Source organism: Actinocorallia populi, from assembly GCF_002995495.1.
Lineage (GTDB): Bacteria > Actinomycetota > Actinomycetes > Streptosporangiales > Streptosporangiaceae > Actinocorallia > Actinocorallia populi.
The window spans coordinates 327,238-344,731 of the sequence record NZ_PVZV01000002.1; the positions used below are offsets into that span (position 1 = coordinate 327,238).

17 protein-coding genes are annotated in these 17,494 nt (G+C 72.2%); 6 read left to right on the forward strand and 11 right to left on the reverse strand.

What is annotated here, in order from left to right:
* Nucleotide 1: 1 nt before the first annotated feature.
* On the reverse strand, nucleotides 2-1,510 hold the full coding sequence (locus C2865_RS08470) for an ATP-dependent DNA ligase (protein WP_106397804.1): 1,509 nt from the start codon (nucleotides 1,508-1,510) through the stop codon (nucleotides 2-4).
* 58 nt (nucleotides 1,511-1,568) lie between these two features.
* Here C2865_RS08470 and C2865_RS08475 point away from each other — a divergent pair, with 58 nt between their 5' ends.
* The gene (locus C2865_RS08475; RefSeq protein ID WP_157963627.1) at nucleotides 1,569-2,366 is read left to right on the forward strand and encodes a hypothetical protein; all 798 of its coding nucleotides are present in this window, start codon (nucleotides 1,569-1,571) and stop codon (nucleotides 2,364-2,366) included.
* A 312-nt stretch (nucleotides 2,367-2,678) separates the two neighbouring features.
* On the opposite strand, the gene C2865_RS08480 is transcribed toward C2865_RS08475, so the two are convergent.
* From C2865_RS08480 to C2865_RS39280, 3 genes are read right to left on the reverse strand one after another with little or no spacing between them, the layout of a single operon-like run.
* A complete protein-coding gene (locus tag C2865_RS08480; RefSeq protein ID WP_106397806.1) occupies nucleotides 2,679-3,857 on the reverse strand; it encodes a PQQ-dependent sugar dehydrogenase in 1,179 nt (392 codons plus the stop codon).
* Nucleotides 3,858-3,874: 17 nt separating this feature from the next.
* Nucleotides 3,875-5,332: an integrin alpha gene (locus C2865_RS08485; protein ID WP_106397807.1), complete on the reverse strand. Its 1,458-nt coding sequence runs from the start codon at nucleotides 5,330-5,332 to the stop codon at nucleotides 3,875-3,877.
* Nucleotides 5,329-6,888, reverse strand: coding sequence for a serine/threonine-protein kinase (locus C2865_RS39280; RefSeq protein WP_232835461.1), 1,560 nt, complete (start codon nucleotides 6,886-6,888; stop codon nucleotides 5,329-5,331). Before C2865_RS39280 ends, C2865_RS08485 begins: the two co-directional genes overlap by 4 nt.
* Before the next feature lie 69 nt (nucleotides 6,889-6,957).
* Here C2865_RS39280 and C2865_RS08495 point away from each other — a divergent pair, with 69 nt between their 5' ends.
* Nucleotides 6,958-7,587, forward strand: coding sequence for a 4'-phosphopantetheinyl transferase family protein (locus C2865_RS08495; protein WP_232835462.1), 630 nt, complete (start codon nucleotides 6,958-6,960; stop codon nucleotides 7,585-7,587).
* A 135-nt stretch (nucleotides 7,588-7,722) separates the two neighbouring features.
* Here the strand turns inward: C2865_RS08495 and C2865_RS08500 are convergent, their stop codons facing one another.
* Nucleotides 7,723-8,829 carry a ferritin-like domain-containing protein gene (locus C2865_RS08500; protein ID WP_106397808.1) on the reverse strand — a complete coding sequence of 369 codons (1,107 nt, stop codon included), beginning with the start codon at nucleotides 8,827-8,829 and terminating at the stop codon, nucleotides 7,723-7,725.
* Nucleotides 8,830-8,854: 25 nt separating this feature from the next.
* Nucleotides 8,855-9,493 (reverse strand): TetR/AcrR family transcriptional regulator, encoded by a 639-nt coding sequence (locus tag C2865_RS08505; protein ID WP_232835463.1) that lies wholly within the window; start codon nucleotides 9,491-9,493, stop codon nucleotides 8,855-8,857.
* An 84-nt stretch (nucleotides 9,494-9,577) separates the two neighbouring features.
* Between C2865_RS08505 and C2865_RS08510 the strand changes: the two genes are divergently transcribed.
* Nucleotides 9,578-11,011: a flavin-containing monooxygenase gene (locus C2865_RS08510; protein WP_106397810.1), complete on the forward strand. Its 1,434-nt coding sequence runs from the start codon at nucleotides 9,578-9,580 to the stop codon at nucleotides 11,009-11,011.
* A 29-nt stretch (nucleotides 11,012-11,040) separates the two neighbouring features.
* Entirely contained in the window at nucleotides 11,041-11,964 is a 924-nt protein-coding gene (locus C2865_RS08515; protein ID WP_106397811.1) for an MBL fold metallo-hydrolase, read from the forward strand.
* A 3-nt stretch (nucleotides 11,965-11,967) separates the two neighbouring features.
* Here C2865_RS08515 and C2865_RS08520 read toward each other — a convergent pair whose 3' ends face one another.
* On the reverse strand, nucleotides 11,968-12,567 hold the full coding sequence (locus C2865_RS08520) for a TetR/AcrR family transcriptional regulator (protein WP_106397812.1): 600 nt from the start codon (nucleotides 12,565-12,567) through the stop codon (nucleotides 11,968-11,970).
* 75 nt (nucleotides 12,568-12,642) lie between these two features.
* Here C2865_RS08520 and C2865_RS08525 point away from each other — a divergent pair, with 75 nt between their 5' ends.
* A complete protein-coding gene (locus tag C2865_RS08525; RefSeq protein WP_106397813.1) occupies nucleotides 12,643-13,317 on the forward strand; it encodes a TetR/AcrR family transcriptional regulator in 675 nt (224 codons plus the stop codon).
* A 47-nt stretch (nucleotides 13,318-13,364) separates the two neighbouring features.
* Here the strand turns inward: C2865_RS08525 and C2865_RS08530 are convergent, their stop codons facing one another.
* Both C2865_RS08530 and C2865_RS08535 read right to left on the reverse strand, forming a co-directional pair.
* Complete coding sequence (locus tag C2865_RS08530) at nucleotides 13,365-13,724, reverse strand: carboxymuconolactone decarboxylase family protein (RefSeq protein ID WP_106397814.1); 360 nt, start codon at nucleotides 13,722-13,724, stop codon at nucleotides 13,365-13,367.
* Nucleotides 13,724-14,731 carry a carboxymuconolactone decarboxylase family protein gene (locus tag C2865_RS08535; RefSeq protein WP_106397815.1) on the reverse strand — a complete coding sequence of 336 codons (1,008 nt, stop codon included), beginning with the start codon at nucleotides 14,729-14,731 and terminating at the stop codon, nucleotides 13,724-13,726. The genes C2865_RS08530 and C2865_RS08535 overlap by 1 nt, the downstream gene beginning before the upstream one ends.
* A gap of 151 nt (nucleotides 14,732-14,882) precedes the next feature.
* On the opposite strand from C2865_RS08535, the gene C2865_RS08540 reads away from it, so the two are divergent.
* Complete coding sequence (locus C2865_RS08540; protein ID WP_106397816.1) at nucleotides 14,883-15,467, forward strand: TetR/AcrR family transcriptional regulator; 585 nt, start codon at nucleotides 14,883-14,885, stop codon at nucleotides 15,465-15,467.
* A gap of 37 nt (nucleotides 15,468-15,504) precedes the next feature.
* Here the strand turns inward: C2865_RS08540 and C2865_RS08545 are convergent, their stop codons facing one another.
* Both C2865_RS08545 and C2865_RS08550 read right to left on the reverse strand, forming a co-directional pair.
* Entirely contained in the window at nucleotides 15,505-15,897 is a 393-nt protein-coding gene (locus C2865_RS08545; protein WP_106397817.1) for a hypothetical protein, read from the reverse strand.
* Between the two features lie 19 nt (nucleotides 15,898-15,916).
* On the reverse strand, nucleotides 15,917-17,383 hold the full coding sequence (locus C2865_RS08550; RefSeq protein ID WP_106397818.1) for an AarF/UbiB family protein: 1,467 nt from the start codon (nucleotides 17,381-17,383) through the stop codon (nucleotides 15,917-15,919).
* Nucleotides 17,384-17,494 lie beyond the last annotated feature (111 nt).

Here is a 17,494-nt window from a genome sequence, read left to right on the forward strand (position 1 = left end):
ATCAGGGCTCGAATCCCGCCAGCGCCCGCACGGTGTCGATGGTGTCGGCCTCCTCGGCGGTCTTGTCGGAGCGGTAGCGCAGCACCCTGGCGAACCGCAGGGCCAGGCCGCCCGGGTAGCGGGGGCTGCGCTGCAGCCCGTCGAAGGCGATCTCCACGACCTGGACCGGCCGGACGGTCACCGTCCAGCCGTCGTCGGCGGTCTTCAGGCCGGTGAACCGCTCGGTCTGCCATGCCAGCATGCGGTCGGTCAGGCCCTTGAACGTCTTGCCGAGCATGACGAATCCGCCGGTGCGCGGGTCGCGGGCGCCCAGGTGGAGATTGGACAGCGTGCCCCGGCGGCGTCCGCTGCCCCGTTCGACGGCCAGGACCACCAGGTCGAGGGTGTGGCGGGGCTTCACCTTGATCCAGCCGGCGCCCCTGCGGCCCGCCGTGTAGGGGGTGCCCAGCGACTTCAGCAGCACGCCCTCGTGGCCGCGGGCGAGCGCGCCGGCGAGGAACGCCTCGGCCTCCGGCAGTTCGGCGGTGACCGTCCTGGGCATGCGCAGGGGTTCGGGCAGCGCCCGCACGAGCGCCTCGCCGCGGACGGAGCCCGGCTCGTCCAGGAGATCCACGCCGTCGAGGTGCAGGACGTCGAAGGCGAACAGCGACAGGCCGCCGATCCCGCCGGAGCGGGTGGCCGCGCGGGCGGAGGTGACCTGGAAGGGGTGGGGCCTCCCGTCCTCGCGCAACGCGATCAGCTCGCCGTCCAGGATCGCCGACCGGAGGCCCAGGGCGCGCACCCTTTCGACGACCTCGGGGACCCGGGAGGTGATCTCCTCCAGGGTGCGGGTGAAGACCCGGACCTGCTCGCCCTCCACGTGCAACTGGGCGCGGATCCCGTCCATCTTCCACTCGAGGGCCATCTCGCCCTTGAGCGCCTCCTCCAGGGAGGGCGCGGAGGAGGCGAGCATCGGCCGGACGGGCCGCCCCACGCGCAGCGTGAACGCCGAGAGCGCCTCCGCCCCGCCCGACAGCGCGGCGACGGCGACGGCGGAGAGCGAGCCGCGCAGCATGACGGCCCGCCGGACGGCCGCCGCGGGAATTCCGGCCGCCTTGGCGATCGCCTCGGTCATGACTCCTTCGAGCGCGCCCTGGCGGAGGTCTCCGGCGAGCAGCCGGACGAGGAACTCCTGTTCCGGACCGGTCGCCTCGGCCAGCAGGGCACGCAGCAGGCGTCGTTTTCCGGCCACGGAGCCGGGGCCGGAGGCGGCCTTGATCTCGCTGAAGACCGCGTCGACCCGGCTGACGGACAGGCCCGGCGAGGGAGAGGCGGTCGGACGGTCGCCGAGGGCGGAGGGGCCGATGCCGATCTGGCGTTGCGGCAGCTCACCGGCGAGGTAGTGCACCACCAGGGGTGCCTCCTCGGGTCCGGCGTCGCGCAGGCAGGCGGCGATGAGCGCGGTCTTCTCCCGGCGCGCGGAGGTCTCGGACACGGCCCGCCAGGCGGCGGCCAACTCGGCGAGCAACATGGATCCATCCTCTCCGGAGGTAATGACAAAGCCCTTACGGGTCCGTACTTTCGAGAGCGTGCGCGCTGATTTCGACCGGGTCTATTCGCCTCCCGAACCGCCCGAGCCGAGCCACTGGCGGCCCCGGGGCTGGCAGGTGGCGTTCATCTCCTTCCTCCTGGCGGCGGGAGGGGTGTTCTTCGCGGTCCCGCTGCTCCTGGACGATTCCCCGGAAGACGGCGCCATGCCCACTTTGACCGCCGAGCACGAGAACGCCACGGAGCCACCTCCGGACTCCCCGCCGGAATCCGCGGCTCCGGAGCCGGAGCCGAGCCGGCCGGCCGAGCCTTCGCCCGCCCCCTCCGCCCCGGCGGGCGAGGGCCCGCTGACGGAGTTGCCGAAGAAGGTCTGCGACAGCGTCTCGGAGGCCACCTTCCTCAAATTGGTGCCGAAAGGAGAACCGGAGGAATACGGGGGCTCCCGCGCGGGATCATGCGGATACACCAGTGACGGCGCGGACGATTTCCGTTATCTGCGGCTGGAGACGAGGCTGGCGGACGTGACCGGCGACATGGATCCGATCACCTCGGCCAAATGGTCGTTCGGTCAGGACTACAAGATGCAGGAAGAAGACAAGATCACCGACACGCTGCTTCTGGAAAAGGTGCCGGGCCTCGGTGAGGAGGCCTTTAGGCGGGTGTACACCGAGGACGGTGTGGCGAACGTGACGACTGCTCGCATAGCGGTGCGGGTGCAGAATCTGATCGTCACCGGGACTTACAGCCGGGCCTTCGAAAAGAAGCCGCAGGAACAGCAGGACGCGTGTCTCGAAGGCGCTCTCGAAGTGGTGAAGGAAGCGCTGCGTTCTTACACCTGACGCTCGGTTGACCAGTGTTACTTATTGGTAGGGAAGCAACCGGCCCGGTTGGTCGGTTTTGCGGGTAGTATCGGACCTCCGCCCGTCCCGTATTGCCTGGTAATCGCGGTGTTATAGGTGTCGGCCACGCAATGCATGGGTTTGGTTACGCAAGATGCTGGTTAGTAGGTCATGACCAGTAAGTAAGAGGAGGCGAAGGACATGGCCGTCAATGAGGCCGGAGTGTCCTGGGCTTAGGCGCAGGGGTCGGAACTGAATTCGGCGGCGGCCGGTGAGAAATCACCGGCCGCCGCCGTTTCGTCACCCGATGCCTCAAGCCGGGTCGATCCGGTGGATCTGGCCGTTCAGGCTGAGCACGTAGAGCTCGCCCGAGGCGTCCTGGCCGAAGGCCGAGACGTTGCTGAGGTTCTCCAGGGACGTGTGGTGCCCCCGCGCCTTTCCGTCCACCAGCTCGAAGGACTTCACCCAGCCCGCGCAGAAGTCGGCGTAGAGATAGCGGCCCGCCATCCCCGGCAGCCGCTCGCCCCGGTAGACGTGGCCGCCGATGACCGAGCACTCGCCGTTCTCGTGCAGCTTGTACTCGTGGACGGGCACCACGCCCGCCCGCTCCCCTGACCTGAACTCATGGCTGCCCTCGCGCAGCGGCCACCCGTAGTTCTCCCCGCCCTTGGACGAGGCGGGCTGGAAGTCGACCTCCTCCCAGTCGTCCTGCCCCACGTCGCCGATCCACAGGTCCCCGGTCTCGGAGTCGAAGGAGAACCGCCACGGGTTGCGCAGCCCGTACGCCCAGATCTCGGGCTTGGCGCCCTCCTTGTCGACGAACGGGTTGTCGCCGGGCACCTTGTACGGCTCGCCGCCGCGCGGGTCGATCCGCAGGATCTTGCCGAGCAGGCTGCCCAGGTTCTGGGCGTTGTCGTCGGGGTCGCCCGCCCCGCCGCCGTCACCGAGGCTGATGTAGAGGTAGCCGTCCTTGCCGAAGGCGAGCTGGCCGCCGTTGTGGTTGGTGCGCGGATGCGGCTGCTCCAGCACGACCCTGCGGTCCGCCGGACGCACCGAGCCGTCGTCCCGCACGGGGTACTCGACGACGGTGATGGTGCCGTCCTTGGCGGTGTGGTCGAGGTAGAGGTGCTCGCCGTCGGGGGAGAAGGCGATGCCCAGCAGCCCCCGCTCACCGCCGCTCCCGACGACGGAGGTGAGGTCCAGCACGGGTTCGGCGACCAGTTTCCCGTCGCGGATCGCGCGGACCCGGCCGGGCTGCTCGATGACGTAGAGGGCCGGGTCCCCCTTGCGGACGGCCATGCCGGTGGGCTGCTCCACCTCGGCGATCTCGGTGAGCGCGACCTTCCCGGGCACGGCGCCGGCCTGCGGGCCTGTGCTCTTGCTCGTGGAGGCGGCGGACGAAGGGCTCTCGGTCACGCGCTCGTCCCCGGCGCAGCCGGCGAGCAGGACGCCCGCCGCCGCCACCGCGACGAACCAGAAGGATCTGTGCATACTCCGATCATCGGTGTTCAGCCGGGTGCTCCGCCCAGGGTCCCGCCGAAATCGGTCTCGTCGTACTCGGAGTCCGGGACGAGCTGGACGGGGTCCTCGTCCCCGAGCGGGCGGACGATCAGCGAGCCGCCGGGCCGGGACCGGTCGTCGGGGACGCCGATCAGCAGCGCTCCGGTGGTGAACGCCACGGACCGGCCGAAGTGCTCGTAGGCACCCGGATCGCCGGGGACGTCGGAGTTGAGCGCGTCGATGAGCAGCGCCCTGTCCCGCTGGGCGAGCGGCACCAGGTGCACCCAGCCGCTCTCGGGGGTGCTCCCCGTGCCGGGGCCGTCGTGGGGGACGCCGACCGCCAGCTGGACGCCGTCGCCCGTCACGCCGTCCCCGGCCAGCGCGAGCGACCGGCCGTAGCGGTCGCCGGCCTCGATGTAGGGCGCCTTGTCGCGGTTCTGCTCGATGACCTGAGGCGAGCCCAGCCCCGCGCCGGTGGAGGTGAGCAGGGCGACCCGGCCCGCGCGCTCCTTGCCGTCGACGGTCTGGCCGGGGGCGCCGACGGCCACGTAGGAGGTGCCGCCCTCCTCGAGGTGGGCCAGGCTCCAGCCGATGTTCCCGCCCGGGGTGGGGTCGCCGATCTCCAGGTTGCCGTAGTGCCAGTGCTCGCCCTCGGACACCCGGCCCGTGGTGATGTCCTCGGCGACGCTGAAGGACCCCGCGTCCTCGCCCTGCCCTTCGACGTCCTCGCCGGGCTCGCTGACGATCAGGTCGAGCCGTTCGGCCTCGCCCCGGATCTTGCCGAGCGCCACCGCCCAGCCGAACAGGTCGCCCGCCTCCGAGACGCCCGTGAGCCGGTCGTCGTCCTGGTCGACGGCGGCGGCCCGCCCGGCGACCGCGCCCTGGTCGTCGAGGGAGAACAGGTACACCGCGCCCGCGGACGGCCTGCCCGCGACCTCCTCGTAGGGCGCGCCGACCACGACGGCCGCCCGGTCGGCGCCGGTCTTCGCCGCGGTGGCCACCGACCAGCCGAAGGTCCGGGTGGTGCGCGGGGGCTCGAGCACCGCACCGGACCTGAGGCCCTGGGGAGAGCCGAGGAAGATCCTGGCCCTGCCCGCACCCTCTTCCGCCCAGGGGGAGCCGACGACCAGATCGAGGCACTTGTCGCCGTTGAGGTGCCCGGTCGCGACCGCGTGGCCGAAACCCGCCCCGGCCTGGGGCTCGTCGTCCCGCAGGGGGACGAGCCTGCCACGGCCCGGCCGGTCCCCGCCGTAGTGGACGGTCACCTGCCCGGCGGAGACGGCGTCCCCGAAGGTGGCCTTGGCGTCGCCGACGACGAAGTCGTCCTTGCCGTCCCCGTCGAAGTCGGCCCGCGAGGCCTGGTCGCAGGAGGCGGCTCCGGCCTGCTGCGGCGGCATCAGGAACGCGCCGCCCAGCAGCGCGCAGCCCCCCAGGACACCGGCCCAGGTCAGCCTTCGTCTCTTCACGACTTCACCTCGACGCCCTGGGAGCCGTCGGCCCCGTACAGCTTCACGGAGAGCAGTTCGGCCCCCTTGGCGACGGTGAACAGCAGTTCCCCGGCGATGCGGCCGCCCGGCGGCACCGAGGGGGCGTTGTTGAGGAAGCCGTCGGTGAACTCCGTCGTGGCGACCGTTCCCTCGTCGGTGACCAGCATCTGCCGGTTGCGGAAGACCCGCCGGGTGTCCTCCAGGGCCGAGGGGTTGGCGATGGTCAGCGGCACCAGGCAGAGCTCGGTGTCGTCCGCGGCGGTCACGCCCTTGTACGTCTCGCCGCCGCAGCGGGGCTGCCCGACGGTGAACTCCGCGCCCGCGTCGACGACGGGACGGCCCACGTCGGTGGCGTCGTCCAGGTCGACCTCCTTGAAACCGGCCTCCTCCAGCGGGTTGGTGACCCGCGGGCCGGCTTCCCGGGATCCCGGCTCGTCATCGCGGTCGAAGACGAAGACCAGCACGGTCGCGACCAGCAGTGCGCTCAGCACCCCCGACAGCGCGACGACCGTACGGCGGCCCTTCCGCTCCTCGGCCAGGGTGGGCGGCAGCGTCGGCGCGGCCTCGGGCGGACCGGGCGGAGCGGGCTCCGGGAGCCCGGGACGGCCGGACGGGCGGGTCCGCGGGTCGGGGCCGGGCGGGGGAGCCTGCCAGTTCTGCTCCACCACCCGGGTCGCCTGGTCGTCGAGGCTCTGCGGGGAGCCGTCGCCGGTCAGCGCCATCAGCAGCTGCTGAGCGGTCGGCCGCTGCAGCGGGTCCCTGTTCAGGGCGGCGCGGACCAGGTCGAGCAGCGGCTCGGGCACCCCGTCGAGCTCCGGTTCGCCGTGCAGCATCCGCGAGGCCATCGCGATCGGCTCGCCTGCGCCGAACGGGTGCCGCCCGCGGGCCGCGAACGCCACCAGGCAGCCCCAGGTGTAGATGTCCACGGCGGTGGTGGCGCGGTCGGCCAGCAGCTGCTCCGGCGCGATCCAGCCGGGGGTGCCGATGAGCTGCCCGGTGCGGGTGACGCCGGTGGTGGAGTCCTGGGCGCGGGCGATGCCGAAGTCGATGACCCGCGGCCCGGAGACCGACAGGATCACGTTGGACGGCTTGAGGTCGCGGTGCACCAGCCCCGTCCCGTGGATGGCGTTCAACGCCATGGCGACGCCGACCGCGAAGCCCTGCAGGGTGCCGGCCGACAGCGGCCCGCGCTCCAGCACCTGGGCGAGCAGCGTCGGCCCCTCGATGTACTCGGTGACGAGGTAGGGGTGCCCTTCGTGCAGGCCGTGGTCGAGCACCGCCGCGGTGCAGAACGAGGCGACCCGCTTGGCGGAGGCGACCTCCCGCTCGAAGCGGGCGCGGAAACCGGGGTCCACGCCCAGCTCGTCGCGGATCATCTTGACCGCGACGGGCGTCCTCTCGGGGGCGAGGCCCAGGTAGACGGCGCCCATCCCGCCCGCGCCGAGCCTGCCGACGATGGTGTATTCCCCCACTGCGCGCGGGTCCGAGGCCGTCAGCGGCTCGGTCTTTCCCGGCGGGGGGAGGTCGTTGTGCAACTTGAGCTCCCAGCGTCAGTCCCCGATGCGCCGACCTTCGGCATCACGCTATCCCGTATTTTGATGGCCATGCCTGATTCCGGGTTCGGAACCGATGTCCGATGGGGGCGCACCTCCTCCGCGGAGGCCGCGGCGCTGGAGCTGCTGGACGCCACGGAGCTGGCCCGGCGCGAACGCTACCTGCGGGACGCCGACCGCAGGCGGTTCACGCTGGGGGTCAACCTCACCAAGCGGGAGGTGGCCCGGCGGACGGGCCTGCCGCCCGAACGCGTCGTGCTGGACCGCACCTGCCCGGACTGCGGGGCCCCGCACGGGCGCCCCCTCCACCCCGGCCTGCATTTGTCGGTCAGCCACTCGGGGGACCTGGTCGGGGTGGCCGTCTCGGAGGTCCCGGTGGGGCTGGACGTGGAGGAGCGGGCGCGCCCGATGGGCGAGCTGGACGCCCACGTGCGCTCGGCCGGGGAGCCGCCGGGCGACTTGCACGTCTACTGGACGCGCAAGGAGGCCCTGCTCAAGGCGACCGGGGACGGTCTGAAGGTGGCGATGACCGACCTGACGGTCTCGCCCGCGGACCGGCCCGCCGCGCTGCTGGACTGGCGCGGCAGGCCCGGCCTGCCGGCCCGGATCCGGCTCCGCGACCTGGAGGCGCCCGACCCGGCCTACGCTGCGGCGCTCGCCCTGATCCTGCCCGAGGCCTGAACCGGGACCGGACCCGTCAGGGCGGGGAGGCGGGCGGCGACCCGTCCCCGCGACGGCTACGCCCGGGACACCGGACGGGACGGGCGGCCCTGGCCGCGGCGCCGGTGACCACCGCCGTCCCGCCCCGGAGGCCCTTCACGTTTCGGCCTCTTCGATGACGGCCCGCACTTCCGCCCTGCGGGCTTCCTCCTCGGCGGCGAACCGCTCGGCGTCGAGGGCGTCGGCCGCCTCCTCGTCCCGGCGCATCAGCGCGTCGAGGTCCTGGCGGGAGAGGTCGAGCACGCCCATCCGGTCGTAGGCGTCGCGCACCCGGTCGCTCCACAGGCCGATGTCCTTCACGCACGGAACGATCCGGGTGAACAGGAAGCTCTGGTACATGTTGAAGTACTGGGCGCCCTCCAGGATCCGGGTCATGGTCTTGACCGGGAACCCGAAGTTCTCCCACACCTCGTACTGGCGGATGCGGTCGCGCATCAGCAGGCAGCCCTCGATGACGAAGTCCTCGCGCTCGCGCAGCTCGGCCGCCGACAGCTGCCGGTAGTGGTCGCGCAGGGCCATGCGCCCGAAGGCCACGTGGCGCGCCTCGTCCTGCATCACGTACGTGAGGATCTGCTTGGGCAGCGGCTTGCGGGTGATGTCGCGGGCGACGCCGAACGCAGCGAGCGCCAGGCCCTCGATGAGCACCTGCATGCCCAGGTAGGGCATGTCCCAGCGGCTGTCGCTCAGCGTGTCCCGCAGCAGGGACTGCAGCTGGTCGTTGATCGGGTAGACGAGCCCGAGCTTGGTGTGCAGGAACCGGGAGAACGTCTCGACGTGCCGCGCCTCGTCCATGGTCTGGGTGGCCGAGTAGAACTTGGCGTCGAGGTCGGGGGCGCACTCCACGATCCGCGCAGCGCAGATCATCGCGCCCTGCTCGCCGTGGAGGAACTGGGAGAACTGCCAGGAGGCCTGGTGCATCCGCAGCTCCCGGCGGCCGCTCTCACCCAGCTTGTCCCAGTACTCGGTGCCGTACAGGGGGCTGGCCTGGTCGGGGACGCCGAAGGCGTCGCAGGGGTCGACCTCGATCGACCAGTCGATGCGCCCGGCGGCGTCCCACTGCTTGTCCTTGCCCTTCTGGTACAGGTCCAGCAGCCGGGCGCGGCCCTCGTCGTACTCCCAGGTGAACCGGGCGTTCCCGGCCATGGGGATCTCCCAGCGCCGGCCGGTGTCCACCGGTCGGCTGTAAAGGTCGCGGGTCGACACCGGTCCTCCTCGCGGGTCGGTCGGATCAGCGGCCGGGGGCGTCGCCCGGCGGCTGGAGCGTCCCGCTCAGGCCCGCCCAGCAGAAGTCCAGGGTGTACTGGGCGGCCTGGGCGGGGCTGATGTCGGGACGGCGCGTGCACCACAGGGAGATGCGCTCGCACGCGCCGATGATGATCTCGGTGTACGCCTCGACCGCGGTGGGCGGCAGGCCGGGGCCCCAGAGGGCCAGGACCGGGGCGATGAGGTCGTGCTGCTGGCGGCGCACGCCCTCGACGGCCTCGATGGTGGCGTCGGGCAGGGCCATGGGCTCGTGCATGAGCAGGGCGAACGACCGGCTGTGCTCGCTGGTGAAGGTGTAGTAGGCGACCAGGCCGCGGCGCAGGACGTCCAGCGGGTCGGAGCCCTGGGCCATGGCCTCGCTGGTGACCCGGTACAGCTCGGCGCGGGCCTTGGCCAGGCAGGCCAGCAGCAGCCCGTCCTTGGAGCCGAAGTACTCGTACAGCATCGGCTTGGACACCCCGCAGCGCTCGGCGATCTCCTCCATGGAGGCGGCGCGGTAGCCCAGGTCGGCGAAGACCTCCTCGGCCACGGCGAGCATCTGCGCCTCCCGCTCGGCGCGGGACATGCGCTTGCGTCCGGTTCTGGATCGCGTGGTCGGCGTCACACTGCCATACTCTACCATTGGTAACTTACCGGGAGTAACTTACCCTCAGTAGTAGACGGCGGAGCCAATAAGGAGAACCGGTTCATGAGCGAGATCGTCATCGTCGGGGCGGGCTTCGCCGGCCTGTGCATGGGCATTCGGCTCCGCAAGGCCGGTTACGACGACTTCGTCATCCTGGAGAAGGCCCAGGACCTCGGCGGCACCTGGTGGGAGAACACCTACCCGGGCTGCGCCTGCGACGTGCCGTCCCCGATGTACTCCTACTCCTTCGAGCTGAACAAGGACTGGTCGCGCTTCTTCGCCCCGCAGCCGGAGATCCAGCGCTACCTCGCGCGCTGCGCCGAGAAGTACGGCATCACGAAGCACATCCGCTTCGGCGTGGAGGTCGACACCCTCGAGTACGACGAGGACGCCCTGCGCTGGACCGTCACCACCGTCGAGGGCGAGGAGCTGCGGCCCCGCGCGGTCGTCTCCGGCGTGGGCGCGCTGCACGTGCCGAGCCTCCCCGAGATCCCCGGCATGGAGTCCTTCGAGGGCAGGGCCTTCCACTCCGCGCAGTGGGACCACTCCTACGACCTGCGCGGCAAGCGCGTCGCGGTCATCGGCACCGGCGCCTCGGCGATCCAGTTCGTGCCCGAGGTCGCCAAGGAGGCCGCGCGGCTGACGGTCTTCCAGCGCACCCCGAACTGGATCCAGTCCAAGCCCGACATCGAGATGCCCGCGGCCTTCCGGCTGCCCGGCATGCCGCGCGCCGTCCGCAACGCCGTCTACTGGGTGCTGGAGGCCAGGGCCGTCGGCTTCGCCGTCGACCCCCGGCTGTCCGGGCTGCAGAAGTGGATGGCCATGCGCCAGATCAAGAAGCAGGTCCCGGACCCGGAGCTGCGCGCCAAGGTCACGCCCGACTACACCATCGGCTGCAAGCGCATCCTGCTGTCCAACGACTGGTACCCGGCGCTGAACCGCGACAACGTCGACCTGCGCACCGAGGGCGTCGCCGAGATCCGGGCGAACAGCGTCGTCACCGAGGCGGGCGAGGAGATCGAGGTCGACGCGATCATCTACGGCACCGGCTTCAAGGTCGTGGACGCCATGGACCACTGGAAGATCACCGGCCGCGGCGGGCAGAAGATCCAGGAGACCTGGTCGGACGGCATCGTGGCCCACCACGGGACCACCCTGCCGGGCTTCCCCAACCTCTTCCTGCTGCTGGGGCCCAACACGGGGCTGGGCCACAACTCCGTCGTGTTCATGATCGAGGTGCAGGTCGCCCACATCCTCAGCTGCCTGCGGATGCTGTCCGACCACAAGGCCACCACCATCGAGCCGCGGCCCGAGGCGATGCACGCCTACAACGAGCGCCTGCAGAAGCGGCTGCGCAAGGCCGTGTGGAACGAGGGCGGCTGCAACTCCTGGTACCTGGACGACCAGGGCGTCAACCGCACCCTGTGGCCCGGATTCACCTTCGAGTACTGGGCGGCCACCCGCAAGGCGCGTCCGGAGGAGTACATTCTGGGCTGACCACCGGCAGCCCCGTCCCGGGAGGCGTCATGCTGAACCCGCTGGCCCCGGCCCGGCACCTGGCCCGGACCCTGGGGTACTACACCGACCGGCGCGCCCGGGACCACGCCGACCACGAGACCGCCGAGCGCCTGCGCTGGCAGGGGGAGGGGCTGCCGCCCGGCTTGTCGGTCTCGTGGCTGGGCACGGCGGGGTTCGCGCTGTCCTACCAGGGCCACGACCTGCTCATCGATCCCTACGTCACCCGCATGCCGCTGCGGGAGATGCTCTCCCGGCAGGTGGTGCGGCCCTCCGAGGCGGCCCTGGACGCCTGGATCGGCCGGGCGGACACGGTCCTGGTCGGGCACACCCACTTCGACCACGCGCTGGACGTGCCCGAGATCGCCCGCCGGACGGGCGCGACGGTCTACGGCTCGTCCTCGATGCGCCACCTCATGGGGCTGCACGGGCTCGCGGACCGGGCGGTCGACGCCGAGCCGTACCGGGTCTACGAGTCGGGCCCGTTCCGGTTCTCCCTGGTCCCCAGCCTGCACTCCAAGATCACGCTGGGCGTGAAGGTGCCGATGGGCGGGGAGCTCACCTGCGACCGGCTGGACGGCCTCTTCCCGCGCGCCTACCGGTGCGGGCGGACGTGGGCGTTCCACATCGAGGTCGCCGGGATCACGCTCTACCACCAGGGCTCGGCCGAGATGATCGACGAGGCGGTGCGCCACCGCGACGTCGACGTGTTCCTGTGCGGCATCGCGGGGCGGCAGTTCTCCGACCGGTACACCGCGCGGGCGCTGACCGCGCTGTCCCCCAAGTGGGTCGTCCCCGCCCACTACGACGACTTCTTCCGCCCGCTGGAGGCCCCGCAGGGCTTCGCCCCGGACGTCGACCTCACCGGGTTCGTCACCGAGGTGGCCCGGGTCTCGCGGGAGTTCCAGGTGCGGACGCCCCGGCTGGGCGGCTGAGGCTCAGCGGGCGAGGCGGGCCAGGATGGCGGCGACCTCGTCGACGAGCGCGGCGGCCTCGGCGTCGGACTCGGCGACGGCGACCTCCCGGCCGGCCTCGCCCATGACCGTGGTGAGGATCAGCGCGAGCATGCCGGACTCCTGCTCGCCCAGCAGCTTGGTGTTCTGCTGGATCCACAGGCGGACCCGGCGGCGGCGCATCAGCCCGAACCCGGCCGGGCCCTCGCCGCCGGCGAAAAGCCTGCTGGTGTGCCGCTGCTCCCAGCAGACCTCGAGGAACGCGCGGGCGCCCAGGATGAACAGGGCGATCGGGTCCTTGACCCCGTCGGCCCTGGCCCGTTTGACCGCCCGGGTGGCGCGGCGCTCCTGCTCGGCGGTGTGGTCCTCCCACAACGCCAGGTAGAGCCCGGCCTTGCCGCCGTAGTGGTGGTAGAGGCTGCCGACGCTGATCCCCGACCGCTCGACGATCTCGGCGATGCCGGCGGCCTCGTAGCCGCGCTCGGCGAACACCTCGCGGGCCGCCGTCAGCAGGGCCTGGCGCGTGGCGTCGGCCCTGGCCCACTGCGCGCCGGACCGGGGGCGGGGCGCCGGTGGTTCGGTCATGCCGCGATTCTAGAGCACGATTCTAGAACCGCGTCCGGTACCCGTGGCCCGGCCGCCCACTAGGATGACGGCCAAATGCCTACGTCAACCTGGTTCCGGCTCAACCCGGTCAAACGCGAGCGGATCCTGGAAGCCGCGCAGCGCGAGTTCGGCACGCACGGGTACTCGACCGGCAGCCTCAACACCATCGCGCGTGACGCCGACATCGCCAAGGGCTCCCTGTTCCAGTACTTCGAGGACAAGCTGGAGTTCTTCGCCTACGTGGCGGAGGAGACCGCGCGCCGGATCCACGCCGAGATGGAGCGCCGGATCGCGGCGAGCGACTTCGAGCAGCCCTTCACCCACTGGCTCGGCGACGTGTGCTGCATGTGGGCGGACTACTTCGCCGAGCACCCCCTGGAGCGGGGGGTGACCGCCGCGGTCAACCTGGAGATCGACAACGCGGTGCGCGCGCTGGTGCGCGGGCCGTCCAACCACTACTACATGCGCACGATCCCGTCGTTCAGCGCGCTCTGGCGCGAACGCGGCGACGTGCGCCCCGACCTCGACGACGACGCGGCCACCGCGCTGCTCATGCTGGTGCTGCCGCACCTGGCGCTCGCGCCCTACTACGACGGGCTCGACCCGGTCCTGGGGCTGCGCGGCAAGACGCCCGAGGAGCAGTACCCCGTCATCCGCGCCTTCGTCGCCAACCTCGCGCCGCTGTTCGAGCCGGGCTCGAACGACCGCAGCGAGGCGAGGGTCGGCTGAGCGCTTCCGGCGGGTCCGGGGGCCGCCCCCGGGCCGGTGGGCGGCCCTCAGCGGTCGAAGGTGTTGGAGACCATCGACAGGATCGCCCGGTTGCCCACGATGAAGCACAGGACGGACAGCTGCCGGTCGCTGTAGAAGTCCGAGAGGGCGCGCCAGGTGTCGTCGGAGATCATCCGGTCGGCGCACAGCTCGTCCACGGCGGCCAGCAGGAGCCGCTGGCGCTCGTCCAGGTCCGCGGGCTCCTCCTCCTGCCGGTCGTGCAGGTCGGTGTGGCGGGCGGTGCGCCGCAGGACGAGCGAGACGTCCTCCTGGCAGAGGCCGCCGCGCCGGTAGGTGGGCACCCAGAAGAGCAGCCACGGCCACAGCAGCCGGGGGTGGCGGCCGATGACCTCGACGGCGTGCGGCATCAGGACTCCTCGATCTCGGCGACGAGCACCTTCGTCAGGCCCAGCATCCGGCGTGCGTACCGCGGCACGGCCTCGCCCGCGGTGGGGACGTCGGTGACGCGGACGCGGGAGAGGCGGTGCAGCCTGCCGAGCCGCTCCACCCCGCCCCTGCCCTCGGCGAGCAGGTTGCGCACCCAGTCGGTCCGGTCGCCGTACGGCAGGGCGACGAAGAGGAGGCGGCCCGAGCGCACCGCCGCGACGGGCGTGCGGTACTCCCGCCCGGAGTTCCGCCCCCGGTGGACGATCACCGCGTACGGCGGGAGGTAGGGCGCCCACACGCCCTGGACGCGGTTGGTGAGGCGCTTGTTGACCGCCGGCAGCCACGGCGGGGCGAGCCGGTCGGAGTCGTCGGGGGAGCGCAGCCAGGAGAGCGGGCCGCGCTCCCAGGCGCCCGGCTCGGGCACCGCGCCGGCCGTCTTGAGGTACATGGCGAGCATCTCGTAGTGGCCGACCAGCAGGCACAGCTCCACCAGCCGCGACTGGTCGAGGAACCCGCGCAGCTCGGCGAGGGTCGGCTCGCTGACCGCCCGCCGGGCGTGCAGCTCGTCGGCGGCCCGCAGCAGGGCCGCCTGGCGCGGGTTCCAGCCGGGGGACTGCGGCCCCTCGGCGACCCGCTCCACCGAGTCGACCGACAGGCCGCTCAGCCGGGAGAGGTGGAGGTGGTGGAAGAACTCGTACCAGGCGCCGACGTTCCAGGCCGTCCGCAGCGTGACGAGCTCGACGTCGGCGCGCTCCAGCCGGCCCAGGAGCACGACCGAGGAGGCGAAGCGCAGGTACCGGCGCATCAGCCGGGGGTCGCGTCCCGGCAGGTCGAACAGGCGGGCCCCGTCCGTGCCCGCGACCAGCGACATCGCCCTGGACATCAGCCAGGTGCGGGGACCGAGCTCGGCGGGACCGCCGGGAGCGATCCGCGGCGGGACGGCCTGCCGCCAGCGGGGGGAGGCCGCCAGCCGTTCTCCAGCGTTCAATCGGTGCTCCTGCAGTCGCGGGCCGCTCGCGGGGCCCGAGGATCGCGACAGATCACACACAGCTCTCGTCCACCGTACAACCCGGCAGAGCGCAACAAAGCTGTAGCATTGTCGCAGCTGAAGGGGAGGAACCGAAGGACCGGTGAGGGACATGGTGAAGGCGGACCGCGTCACGGGACTCCCGCCCCGGCCGGCCCCGGCGCTCGACCCGTACCTGGACGCCGCCGCCCGCTGCTTCAGCCGCTACGGGGTCGCCCGCACGTCGGTGCAGGACATCGCGCGCGAGCTGGGCGTCAACCGCACCACGGTCTACCGCCAGGTCGGCAACGTCGAGCAGGCCACACGCCTGCTGGTCTCCCGCGAGCTGCACCGCATCCTTGCCGGGCTGCCCGCCAGGGTGGCCGGTCTGAGCGGGCCGGAAGCGGCCATCGAGCTGCTGGTCGCGGTGGTGGAGGAGGCGCTGGCCCACCCGGTGGTGCACAAGATGCTCACCGACGAGCGCGAGCTGCTCGGCGCGCTGCTGGCCGACGGCATCCCCCAGCTCTTCCGGGAGATCGCCGACCGCGTCGCCCCGCTCATCGGGCTGAGCGTCCGGGCGGGGATCATCGCGCAGCGCGACCCGGAGATCCTCGCCGACTGGCTGGCCCGCATCGCCGTCACGGTGATGGTCTCGCCGCCGCGCACCCCGCTGCGGCGCTTCCTGGCGGAGCTGCTCGTCCCGGCCCTCACCCCCTAGCGGGGGCCCGGGGGCGCGCCCCCGGGCCGGGCGGGGTTCAGGCGGTGACCGCCTGGACCTTCTTCTGGAAGGCCACCTGCTCGGGGGTGGGGTCGCCCTGAATGTTGATCATCGACATGACCTGCGCGGAGTCGCCCTCGATGGTCAGCTCGCCGGACATGATCGAGCTCATCACCAGCGAGGGGTCGTTCTGGATGTACAGGCGCTCGGCCACCGCGTAGGGCACCGTCACGGTGGTGGCGGCGTCGGCGTGCAGGCCGCGCTCGACGCGGCCGGAGTCGGCGTGCACCTGCACGTCGCCGTCGGGGCCGCCGGTGATGATCAGGTTGATCAGGAGTCCCTTGACCTCGGCCGGGGGCTCGGGCCACTCGGGGCGCAGGGCCTCGACGGCGTCGAGCCATCCGTTGGACAGGAACACGTGCTTGGCCACTGGGTCTCCTCGAGGGGGGTCAGACGACGGTGTCTTGGCGAAGACGCCTGTTGATCTCGGCCAGGCGGGGCAGCAGCGGCAGCAGCGCCTGGACGAAGGGCATGTCTGGGACAAGATGCCGAGTCAGTGCCCGGTAGGTCAAGAGGGCGCGCATCCACTGCAGCAGTTGCGACGGCAGCCGGAGCCCGTGCCGCACCGCGATCTCCCGCAGGACCGGCCCGGCCTCCTCGCCGTGCCGCATCAACCGCAGCGGGGCGAGCTCGGGGGCGGAGCGCAGGTCCTCCTCCAGCGCGGCGAGGGCGGCCGGGTCCGGCGCGCCCGGCACCGCGCCCAGGCGCGCCAGGGCGTCCGCCTGACCGGCGAAGTCGCCGCCGAAAAGAGCGGTGATGTAGTCGAGGAAGGCCAGCCGCAGCCGCCTGTCCAGCCGTCCGACGGCGCTGCAGCCGGCCAGGGCGAGCGACCCGTCGGGCAGCACCAGCAGGTGTTCGGGCCGCAGGTCGGCGTGGAAGACCCCGTCGGCCAGCGCGCCCTCGACCACGAGCGTCAGCAGGCCGGGGACGGCGGCCTTGGCCGCCGCACGGCCGAGTCCTTCGGCGAGCGGGACCGCGCCTTCGGGGAACTCGAACGCGACGGCCTGCTTGGCGGCGAACTCCGGGACCGGGCGGAGGATCGTGAGCCCGCCGGCCGGGCGCTCCTCCAGGAGCAGGCCGAGCTCGACGGAGTTGAGCGCGTCGTTGCGCAGGTCGGTGTGCTCGATGGCCTGGCGGGCGGTGGAGCGCAGCACCGACAGCGGCTGGACCGCGCGCAGCCGGGGGACCAGCTCGGCCGGGCCCAGCAGCGTGGCGGCCAGCCGGAGGTCGCGCATGAGGTCGCCGCGCACGCCGGGCCGGGCGACGCGGAAGAGCACCCGACGCCCGTCGGAGAGGGTCGCCGGATGGAGCTGGCTGAGCAGCGAGACGGTGAACGGCTCGTCGGCCACCTCCAGCACCTGCCCGGGGAAGGCGCGGTCCAGCAGCCGCCACACCTCCGCGGCGGGGATCGGCGGCGGCACGAGCGGCTCCTTGCGCAGCCGGTCGACCAGGAAGCCGGGGGCGATGCCCTCGCTCTGCTCCACCAGCCGGGCGATCTCCGCGCCGGAGGGGCCGAGCGCCTCGAAGTGGTCGCGCAGCCAGCCCGCGGTGACCGTCCGGAGCAGCTCCTCGGGCGGGTCCCGGTACAGCAGCCCGTCCAGCATCGCGCCGGGCAGCCTGCGCACCGCCCAGCGCACCTGGCCCGCCGGGACGGCGAGCGCGTGCCGGGCGAGCCGGGACAACGACGGGGGGCCGGGGCTGGCCCAGGCGCGGGCGCGCTCGTCGAGCGCGGCGTCGCGGAACCTCCGGGCGCGGGCCCAGCGCTCGACCTCGGAGGCGAGACCGGGCTGCCCGCTCACCCAGGCGGAGTTCCGGGCGGAGGCCACCAGGGCGGAGGCGGGAGTCTCGGCTGCCATGCTCCGGACCCTAGCCAACGCTTCGAGTGACATGCAACATATCGCCGATTTTGTCGCAATGAGCTAGTTTCCCAGTGACTTCTCTTACCCCCCGTGGAGGCATACATGGCG